Source organism: Paraburkholderia sp. BR14374, from assembly GCF_040948685.1.
In the GTDB taxonomy this organism is placed as follows: Bacteria; Pseudomonadota; Gammaproteobacteria; order Burkholderiales; family Burkholderiaceae; genus Paraburkholderia; species Paraburkholderia youngii.
The window spans coordinates 1-9,013 of record NZ_JBFPKF010000054.1; the positions used below are offsets into that span (position 1 = coordinate 1).

General features: G+C 58.3%; 11 protein-coding genes and 4 pseudogenes. 12 read left to right on the plus strand and 3 right to left on the minus strand.

The features are described from left to right. The 5 genes and pseudogenes from AB3X86_RS37170 to AB3X86_RS37190 form a co-directional block, all read left to right on the plus strand. Nucleotides 1-377, plus strand: a 377-nt coding sequence (locus tag AB3X86_RS37170; RefSeq protein ID WP_368599785.1) for a reverse transcriptase domain-containing protein, incomplete at its 5' end; no start/stop codon positions are given. 294 nt (nt 378-671) lie between these two features. Further along, nucleotides 672-1,532, plus strand: a complete 861-nt coding sequence (locus AB3X86_RS37175) for a recombinase family protein (protein WP_368587397.1) — start codon at nt 672-674, stop codon at nt 1,530-1,532. After that, nucleotides 1,529-2,383 carry a zinc ribbon domain-containing protein gene (locus tag AB3X86_RS37180; RefSeq protein ID WP_368599786.1) on the plus strand — a complete coding sequence of 285 codons (855 nt, stop codon included), beginning with the start codon at nt 1,529-1,531 and terminating at the stop codon, nt 2,381-2,383. The genes AB3X86_RS37175 and AB3X86_RS37180 overlap by 4 nt, the downstream gene beginning before the upstream one ends. After that, nucleotides 2,367-2,999, plus strand: coding sequence for a group II intron maturase-specific domain-containing protein (locus tag AB3X86_RS37185; RefSeq protein ID WP_368599788.1), 633 nt, complete (start codon nt 2,367-2,369; stop codon nt 2,997-2,999). The genes AB3X86_RS37180 and AB3X86_RS37185 overlap by 17 nt, the downstream gene beginning before the upstream one ends. 79 nt (nt 3,000-3,078) lie before the next feature. After that, nucleotides 3,079-3,522 (plus strand): annotated as a pseudogene (locus tag AB3X86_RS37190) (IS6 family transposase); the annotation flags it as partial. A gap of 111 nt (nt 3,523-3,633) precedes the next feature. Here the strand turns inward: AB3X86_RS37190 and AB3X86_RS37195 are convergent. Both AB3X86_RS37195 and AB3X86_RS37200 read right to left on the minus strand, forming a co-directional pair. Further along, on the minus strand, nt 3,634-4,146 hold the full coding sequence (locus tag AB3X86_RS37195; RefSeq protein ID WP_368587394.1) for a hypothetical protein: 513 nt from the start codon (nt 4,144-4,146) through the stop codon (nt 3,634-3,636). Continuing rightward, entirely contained in the window at nt 4,146-5,066 is a 921-nt protein-coding gene (locus AB3X86_RS37200; protein ID WP_368599787.1) for a hypothetical protein, read from the minus strand. Before AB3X86_RS37200 ends, AB3X86_RS37195 begins: the two co-directional genes overlap by 1 nt. Before the next feature lie 449 nt (nt 5,067-5,515). On the opposite strand from AB3X86_RS37200, the gene AB3X86_RS37205 reads away from it, so the two are divergent. The 6 genes and pseudogenes from AB3X86_RS37205 to AB3X86_RS37230 form a co-directional block, all read left to right on the plus strand. Beyond that, nucleotides 5,516-5,824 (plus strand): hypothetical protein, encoded by a 309-nt coding sequence (locus tag AB3X86_RS37205; protein ID WP_368587392.1) that lies wholly within the window; start codon nt 5,516-5,518, stop codon nt 5,822-5,824. Between the two features lie 10 nt (nt 5,825-5,834). Beyond that, nucleotides 5,835-6,290, plus strand: coding sequence for a hypothetical protein (locus AB3X86_RS37210; protein ID WP_368587391.1), 456 nt, complete (start codon nt 5,835-5,837; stop codon nt 6,288-6,290). Beyond that, nucleotides 6,287-6,580: a type II toxin-antitoxin system RelE/ParE family toxin gene (locus AB3X86_RS37215; protein ID WP_368587390.1), complete on the plus strand. Its 294-nt coding sequence runs from the start codon at nt 6,287-6,289 to the stop codon at nt 6,578-6,580. The genes AB3X86_RS37210 and AB3X86_RS37215 overlap by 4 nt, the downstream gene beginning before the upstream one ends. A gap of 394 nt (nt 6,581-6,974) precedes the next feature. After that, nucleotides 6,975-7,223, plus strand: coding sequence for a DDE-type integrase/transposase/recombinase (locus tag AB3X86_RS37220; RefSeq protein ID WP_368599789.1), 249 nt, complete (start codon nt 6,975-6,977; stop codon nt 7,221-7,223). A gap of 140 nt (nt 7,224-7,363) precedes the next feature. Continuing rightward, nucleotides 7,364-8,086: pseudogene (locus AB3X86_RS37225) on the plus strand (IS6 family transposase). 57 nt (nt 8,087-8,143) lie between these two features. Next, nucleotides 8,144-8,428 (plus strand): annotated as a pseudogene (locus AB3X86_RS37230) (IS4 family transposase); the annotation flags it as partial. On the opposite strand, the gene AB3X86_RS37235 reads toward AB3X86_RS37230, so the two are convergent. Then, nucleotides 8,345-8,827 (minus strand): Tn3 family transposase, encoded by a 483-nt coding sequence (locus AB3X86_RS37235; protein WP_368587389.1) that lies wholly within the window; start codon nt 8,825-8,827, stop codon nt 8,345-8,347. The pseudogene AB3X86_RS37230 and the gene AB3X86_RS37235 overlap by 84 nt on opposite strands. Here AB3X86_RS37235 and AB3X86_RS37240 point away from each other — a divergent pair. Beyond that, nucleotides 8,780-8,887: pseudogene (locus tag AB3X86_RS37240) on the plus strand (DDE-type integrase/transposase/recombinase); the annotation flags it as partial. The gene AB3X86_RS37235 and the pseudogene AB3X86_RS37240 sit on opposite strands and share 48 nt — an antisense overlap. Between the last annotated feature and the right edge of the window lie 126 nt (nt 8,888-9,013).

A 9,013-nucleotide genomic window follows, 5' to 3' on the forward strand; every position in this document is an offset into this window, starting at 1 on the left:
GTTCCAGAACCATTCGCACAGCCCGCTCACGAACTTCAGGCGAGTACCTTGGACACTTCTTCTTCGTGTTTTCCATAGCTCCATTTTCTCAAGAAGTGGAGCCTCCGGAAATCCCGGGGCGGTTCACCCGACAAAGGTGCTGGAAGTTCGACTGGCTGGTGGAGTTTGATATCAAGGCGGCCTTTGATCAAATCGATCATGGCCTCTTGCTAGAAGCGGTACGCAAACACATCAAAGAGGACTGGATCCTGATGTACATCGAGAGGTGGCTGACTGCGCCATTCGAAACTGTACAGGGTACCCGCTTGCCGCGGGACCGCGGTACCCCGCAGGGGGGAGTGGTAACGCCGCCAACAACAGAGCAAACTGCCGCATAAAATGGAGCCTGCGCATTTCGAGGGAGTGTCTGGCGCCCTGGTCCAGAGGCTGTTCCAAGATTGACGTGGACCTCGTCCTTGAGACGGTCGCTCCCGCTAACAGGAAGGTGCGGTGATGACCCGAGGACGTAAGAAATGGCATGTACGTCTGGCTTTCGAGCCGAACCGCTATGCCCAGGAGCAGCTGCAAAAGGCGTACGAGCAGATCAGTCCGATCGAAGCACGCTCCACGGCGCAGCCCTCCGCGACGCAGCCTGCCGCGGCCAAGCGAGTGACCATCAAGCGAGGTAGACGATGAACAAAGCCGCGATGGTTGCGCTCTATGCGCGGGTATCCTCCGAACAGCAGAACAAACGCGGCACCATTGAGAGCCAGATTGCCGCCCTGAAGGAACGTGTTTCAGCGGACGGCGTGCAGATCGTCGAGGACATGTGTTTCATTGACGCAGGCGTGAGCGGCGCGACGCTGATCAGGCCACAACTGGAGCGACTGAGGGACTGTGCCGCGCTCGGTGCCATCGATCGGCTCTACATCCTGTCGCCGGACCGCCTGGCGCGCAAATATGCGCACCAGGCGCTGTTGATGGAAGAGTTCACGGCCTGCGGCGTGCAGGTCATATTCCTCAATCACGCAATCGGTACGGAAGAGTCGCTGCTGTTACAGATGCAGGGCATGATCGCGGAGTACGAGCGCGCGAAGATCGCCGAGCGTCACCGTCGTGGCAAGCTTCACGGCGCAAAACGCGGTAGCGTCAATGTACTGTCCGGGGCGCCCTACGGCTACCGCTACATTCGCCGGCAGCTGGACGGAACGCCAGCTCGCTACGTAATCGAACTGCCCCAGGCAGCAACAGTCCGGTCGATCTTCCAGTGGGTGGGGATGGACCGCTTGAGCATAGGTGAAGTGGTGCGTCGGCTTACGGAGGCGGGTACCGTGACGGCATCGGGCAAGCCGTTCTGGGACCGCAGCGTGGTATGGGGCATATTGCGCAATCCGGCGTACATGGGGCGGGCTGCGTTCGGCAAAACGCAGGTGCGTGATCACCTGGTACGCGTACGTGCCCAGCGCCATAGCGCCGATGTGCCCAAGAAATCCTATTCGACGTACGTGCGGACCGGCAGCAATGGATCGAAATTCCGGTGCCGGCCATCGTGAGTGAAGCGCTGTTCCATGCTGTTCAGGAGCAGCTTGCCGAGAACCGCAAGCTGGCACGTCAGCGTCGGGATAATGTGCCGCAACGCCTGCTCCAAGGGTTGACCGTTTGCGGCCAGTGCCGTTACGCCTATTATGCGAAGAAGGTGAGCAAGGCGGCGGCCAAGGGGCATCAGCGCGACTACGCTTATTACCGCTGCGTCGGAACCGACGCGTATCGTTTCGGCGGAAATCGCATCTGTGACAATCCGCAGGTGCGAACGGACAAGCTCGATGATCTGGTGTGGCAGCAGGTCGTCGAATTGATAAGGCATCCAGAGCGACTGAAGAACGAATACGAGCGTCGGCTTGATATGATCGAGCGCGTCGAAAAGAGTAGCTTCGACACGGGCAGCCTTGAAAAGCAGCGGACTCAGCTGGAAAAGGGCAAGTCCAGGTTGATCGACAGCTATGCCGACGGCATCATCGATAAGACCGACTTCGAACCGAAGATGCAGCAACTGAAGAACTGGCTTGAGCAGATTGATCAGCAGATCCTTGAGTCGAGGCAACAAGGGGCCGTACAAAGCGAGCTGTTCCTGGTCATCAATCGGCTCGAGGAATTCGCCGGCGCCGTCACCGAAAAGCTGGACACGATTGATCTTGAAGCGAAGCGCAGGATCGCGTTGGGTTTGGTCAAGCGCGTCGAAATCCACAAAGACGAAATCGTCGTGGTGTTCAGGGTCGATCCGCAGCCGGGAGCACTCGCCATCGAAAATTCGAATGATTCAGACGACGGAGCGAAAAGTATGCAACATTGTACGAGGCGTAATCAGTCCGATCCTGATGAATCTGTTCATGCACTATGCGTCTGACGTCTGGATACAGCGTCACTTCCCGCAGTGTCCCTTTGCGCGCTATGCCGATGATGCGGTGGTCCATTGCCGTAGCTGGGAGCAGGCACAAGAGGTTATGCACGCCATTGCCTCGCGGCTGGCGGAATGTGGGTTGACGATGCATCCGGAAAAGTCAAAGATCGTGTATTGCAAGGACAGAAGTCGCACCCAAACCTACCCGAATGTGACCTTCACATTTCTGGGCTTTCAGTTTCGTCCGCGAAGGGTGTTGACCAGGCACGGGCAGGTCTCGACCAGCTTTGTACCTGGCGTCAGTCCTGACGCCCTGAAACGGATGAGACGGACGGTGCGGGGGTGGCGGTTGCAGCGCCAAACGTCGAAATCACTGTTCGAAGTCGCTGAGCGATGTAATCCCACGATATGTGGCTGGTGGAACTACTACGGGGCTTTCCATCGGACCACCATGCATGAGTTGAGTCGGTATCTCGACCGAAAGCTCGTGCGCTGGGTTCAGCGCAAGTACAAAACACTGCGACGGCACAAACGGTGCAGTGAGGAGCGGCTACGCAAGATGAGGCAGGCGTACCCGCGAGAGTTCGCGCACTGGCAGAATCAGGGGAAACAGGTTGGATAACGGGAGCCGTGTAAATCGAGAGGTTTACGCACGGTTCTGCGAGAGACTCGCGGCGCAATTCCCCGGGTCTACTCACCGCTATATCAAGATCAAAGGCGAGTGGAAATATCTTTACCGGGCAGTGGACAAGGCGGGCGACACGGTCGAATTCCTGCTCAGGGCCAGGCGGGACAAGGTCGCTGCCCGGCGGTTCTTTGAAAAGGCGATCGCCCATAATGGTACGCCAGAGACCGTGACCATCGACAAAAGCGGCTCCAATCTGGCCGCACTGGATGCGGTGAATGCCGATCGCGAGACGCCGATCAAGGTCCGTCAGATCAAGTACCTGAACAACATTGTCGAACAGGACCATCGGGCTATCAAACGCCGGACCCGGCCGATGCTGGGATTCAAGAACTTCCACCGTGCGAGGGTCATTCTCGGCGGCATCGAGGTAATGCACATGATCAGAAAAGGACAGATGAAATGTGCGGGCAAAGACCCGTCGTCTGCTTCCCAGCAGTTTTACTCCCTTGTGTCATAAGCAATACTTATCATATCGACATTTCTCGTCCCGACACCCTTACTGCAACAGAACCCGCAAAATTGCCCCGACCATGCGGGGTAATTTCAGCTGCGTCACGACCCTCCCTCGTCAAGCCGGAACGTCTTGGTCGTCGACGTTGAAACGGTAATCGCCCCGTTCGATCTTCGCTCGCCCCTTGTTGAAAAAACGGTCCGGCACGGCGACGCTGCCCTCTCGGGCCGCGTCCATGCGATCCATCAGTTTGTCGAACTCGGCTTTGAAGTCCTCGTAAGGACCCAGCGCAGCCACGCACCACGCCTGGCGGAAGCGGTCGCGCAGGATTCTGAATTGGTGCTCGCTCTTGCCGAGCGCCTCGATGCTGACATCCAAATGGAGGGCCTTGTAGACCGCAGGGGCGAGGCCTGCGAGCAGTGCACAAAGACCGGTAACCCACTGGTATTCCTTGGCTTCCGCCAGCAGCGGCCACGTGGCGAGCCCGCCCAGGATGATCGGGACCACCACGAACGCCAAGCGCAATAGACGCAAGCACTTCAGCCACTCGATGATCGCCGTCGAGGTGTACTCGCAGGACTCCTGCTGTCGCTTGCACTCGGCGATGAGTTGTTGGGTGCGCTCCTCCATCACACCACCCGCGGCACGTCGCAGCCAAAGATTTTTTGCCACTCGTCGCCGGCGTCGGTGACGCGGTTTTGATATTCGTACTCGCAGGCTTTCGCAGCGCGACGATAGGCCGATTCCGCTTTGCTTTGCCAGTCACTGCCCAGCATCATGACCTCGTAGGTGCCGGGCACGAACACGAAGCCGTTGGCGCGATGGTAGAGAAACGCGAAGAAGTCGCGCACGATCCAGTCGAAGTAGAACCAGTCGTAAAGGCGCCACGGCGATTGAGCGATGAACTCGGCCGCGAGCCGCTCGAGGTGAAACGATTTGATCGGCACCAAGCAGTTCGCCTGCCAGGCCTTGAGCATGCGCACGAGCGGACGCACGTTTTGCGCGTTCGCACTGTCTGCGGCATCAAGCGCGCTTACCTCGGCCCAAGGCGCGGTTTCTTTGTAAGAGCCGCCGTTGTGGGTGTCGCAGATCCAATAGCGACCGGGCGTCGTGAGTTCGAATGCGGGGACCACTTCGACGTTGTAGCTGCCGAAGTTGACGAGCACCACTTGGCCGTCGCCGCTGATGTCGGTGTTCCAATAGGTTTGCGCCAGCTTTGCTTTCACTTCCTGCAAAAGCGCCGATTGCCGGTTCCACGTGTAGGCCTGAAAGCGGTAGTAGACGTCGACTGGCAGCAGGAAATACACATCGACGTCGCGCGGCGGCCGGACCGCCGTGTCTTTGCTCCAGGAGCCGACGAAAAAGCTGTGATCGGTGTCCGAGGCCGTACCGTAGTACGCGCGATTCAGGCAATTCACGACGCCGGCGCGCTTGGCGAAGCCGTCCCGGTGATGCAGCGGCGTCAGCGCGAGATTCCGATGAAACCGCTCGAAGCGTTGCCGGACAGCGGCCCAATGGGGCAGCCGATAAATCGGCGGGGGCGGAAGCACGGTAGCCCGCTCAGCGCGATGAGCGAGTTGAGCGGGACGGGATTCGCGGGTGCTGAGGGCCGGAGGCCCGACCCGAGGGAAAAGAGACTGTTCAGGTTGTTTGCGACCGGCTGATTTCCGGTCAAGGCCTGCAGCAGCAGACTCAAATTCGTGTCTTCAACCATGTCTTTCCCTCGAGGGTCGAAACATCAAGTTACGTCAGCTTTAAACCTTTTTCGCGGCAACGTAGTTGCTGCAAACACTGTATAGGTACGCAGTATTTCGCGTGCCCACCCTGCAAGCCGATTTTGCGGTGTGGCCCCGACCGACCGAGAACGGGTCTTACGTCAAATAGAAGACCCGATCAAGAATAGCTATTATCCCAATTTACAGTAAAATGGGTGGCTGTACAATAGTAGCGATGCGCCCAATATCGTTGCTGGCGTGAGCCGGCCCATACAGGGGAAATCATGCGACCCGAACAGATACTGCCGGCCGAGCGCCAGGCGCTCGACAACCTGGTGAAGATCGCCCAGAGCGACACCGGCCAGAGCCGGCGCGTCGCCGACTTCCTGCTGGCCTGGTGGAACGCCGGCCAGTGCGGCAGCTACGACCTGACGACGGCTTGGGGCGTGGCCGACGCCATCATGGAGGATATGTGCGTCGTGTTCCGCCTCGCGTCGCGTGCGAACAGCTACCCGGACACGCTGGGCTATGGCCCGCAGTTCGAGGCCATCGTGCGCGAATGGCGTCCAGAACTGCTCACGGACAACGGCTAAAGGTGTTGTGATGGCAACCGAGACAATCGACCAAAAGACGCTTACTCAGCTTGTAGAGGCCGGCGCGGTGCGCGCGGCCCACGTGGTCGGCCACGGCAACGGCTGGACGATCGCGGCGCGCTACGGCATGACGGAGCGCTTTCTGTCGGCCAAGAGTGGTGACGTGCGCGTGTTCCGCAAGCTCGAAACGCTGGTTGGCTTTCTGCGTGACATGGGCATCAGCCGCTTTGAAGTGGATGCGGCCGACTTCGATCCCGAAGCGGCCGACCGCACGACCCGGCCCGACCGATCGGCCGCGCTCAAGGAAGCGCATGCCGCGCGGGCTTACGACAAGTGGTTTCGCGAACAGGTGCAGGCATCGCTAGACGATCCGCGCCCGAACGTTCCGCACGCGCAGGTGCAGCAGGAGATGGCCGAGAAGAAGGCCGTATTGCGCAAGCGGATCGCACGCGGGGCTAAATCTTGATCGTGGAGTGGCGGGCGCAGGCGCGCGAGGACCGAAGCAATATCTTTGACTACATCGCGGAGGACAACCCCACGGCCGCGCTCGAGCTGGACGACCGGATAGCGCAACAGACGGACGCCTTGCCCGAGCATCCCGAGCTGTACCGCGCCGGCCGCGTGCGCGGCACGCGTGAAATGGTGTTGGCCCCGAACTACGTGCTGGTGTACCGGGTACTGAAGCGGGCCGGCGTTATCGAAATCGTGCGGATCGTCAGCGCGCGGCAGGACTACCCGAAGCGGAAGCGGAAATGAACGTGCGGACACGCGCGTTTAGTCCAGCATCGCGTCGGTATGCTTGAAGATCAGCCCTTTGATCCAGTGGTGATTGCCGAATTGATCGATGATCGCCACATCGACCTTGAACCAGTTGCAGCTAATGTGAGCAGGCGGGGATGGAATGCAAGCACGGTTGCAGATAATCCAAGCACGCGCCTCCGGTCAGTTGCAGTTATTTCGAGCCCGAAGCGGCGTCGATTGCAAGCACGGCTGATTTCGATTGCAAGTCGCTACACATACCATATCGGATTTGGCCGACCTCTCGCTCTTACTGCGACAGAACCCTGACGCGCAAAACCGCATCTCAGCAGCGCGAGGGCGTGATTATCGCGAACCTCGTGAATTTGTGGAACAGCTTCGGCAAGGCCGTTTGCGTCAAAAATGCCTAGTTGCGTCTGCAACCAACTGCACCCATGCCCTGCTGAACAAAGCCGTCGTCGAGCAGGATCACCGTGCCATCAAACGCATCATCAAACCGATGATGGGGTTCAAGGATTTCCGCTGTGCGCGCATCATCGTGTCTGGCATTGAGATCGCACACATGATCCGCAAGGGGCAGATGTATGACGATGGCGTCGCCTCAACTGCAGCCGAACAATTCTATTCTCTCGTGATGTAAGCAATGCTCTTCACCTTAGGCGCCTGATCGTCGCATCGTCCTTAACGCGACACAACCCCGCATCGGGGTCCCCGTGATTTTCGGGTTCTGTTGCAGTAAGGCCCACGTTAAAATTGGGTAGCGAATTTTTGAGCTGTGCGATGAAGAAGACGAAGACACCGCGAACCACACTCGCGCCGGGCCTGGCCAAGGTCCTGAAGCGCCTTCACTACCCGCTTGACGTGATTTTGCTGTGCGTGCGATGGTACGTGGCCTATTCGCTGAGTTTGCGCAATCTTGCGGAAATGATGGACGAGCGTGGTATCGCGGTGGATCATTCGACGGTGTACCGCTGGGTCATCAAACTGCTGCCGCTCTTCGAAAGGCGCTTCCGCAAGCACAAGCGCCCGGTTGGGAAAAGCTGGCGAATGGACGAGAGCTATATCAAGATCAAAGGTGAGTGGAAATATCTTTAGCGGGCAGTGGACAAGGCGGGCGGCACGGTCGACTTCCTGCTCAGGGCCAGGCGGGACAAGGTCGCTGCCCGGCGGTTCTTTGAAAAGGCGATCGCCCATAATGGTACGCCAGAGACCGTGACCATCGACAAAAGCGGCTCCAATCTGGCCGCACTGGATGCGGTGAATGCCGATCGCGAGACGCCGATCAAGGTCCGTCAGATCAAGTATCTGAACAACATTGTCGAACAGGACCATCGGGCAATCAAACGCCGGACCCGGCCGATGCTGGGATTCAAGAACTTCCACCGTGCGAGGGTCATTCTCGGCGGCATCGAGGTAATGCACATGATCAGGAAAGGACAGATGAAATGTGCGGGCAAAGACCCGTCGTCTGCTTCCCAGCAGTTTTACTCCCTTGTGTCATAAGCCATACTTACCATATCGACATTTCTCGTCCCGACACCCTTACTGCAACAGAACCGGAGAATCCTGTACGCGATGCTGCTTGCACGGCTTGATGGAAACCTGTCGTGCGAAGTATTGCTGCAGCCAATCGAGTGGCAGGCCCTCTACTGCCGTACGCACGGTAGTACAGAAATGCCCGATGAACCGCCCTCACTCGCGCAGGTGATTTTGTGGATCGCCAGACTCGGCGGCTATCTTGCCCGAAAGCGTGATCATCCTTTAGGGCCTACCGTCATCTGGCGTGGCTTTCTTGTTCTGCATGAAATTACGATGATGTACCGAATATTCAGGCAGAACGAATAGCACGACTGCATTACTTGTGGGTAATCCTGAGGGAAATCCCCGGGGCGGTTCACACGGATCGTCGCAGATGGCGGGCAAGTCGATCTGTCCAGCGGGTTTGATCAGGAAATTGTCGTCCTGCTCAATGTTGTCGTCGCCGAAAAACAGATGTTGCAGCTGTGCTTGCAAGTTGGTGAAGCGCGGCGCAAAGTCCATCTCGAACCAGTACATGGCCGCGAAATTCATCTTGTTGATGCTGTGCATGTCTGCGGTGATAATCGTCGGCGCGATATCGATCGTGTTGTGGTAACAGAGGTCGAAGACGTAATGGCTTTCGTGCTCGTGCGCACCGATGAGGTTGGTGAGTGTGGCAACGTAATTGGTGAGCCGTATCTGCTGTGGCGCGCGGTCGATGAGCATGGCACTGAACTCGACGTTCTGGTGCAAAAACGACGCGACAAGGCCACAGCCAAGCGCTTTGAGCCGCCCCGGGTTTTCCGGAGACCGTTTTGCTTGCGTCATGCCACAGTGACAGACTCAGCGAGATTTGCATAGTAAGCGGCTTCTGCCTCGGCAGGTGGAATGTTGCCGATGGGGCCGAAGAGC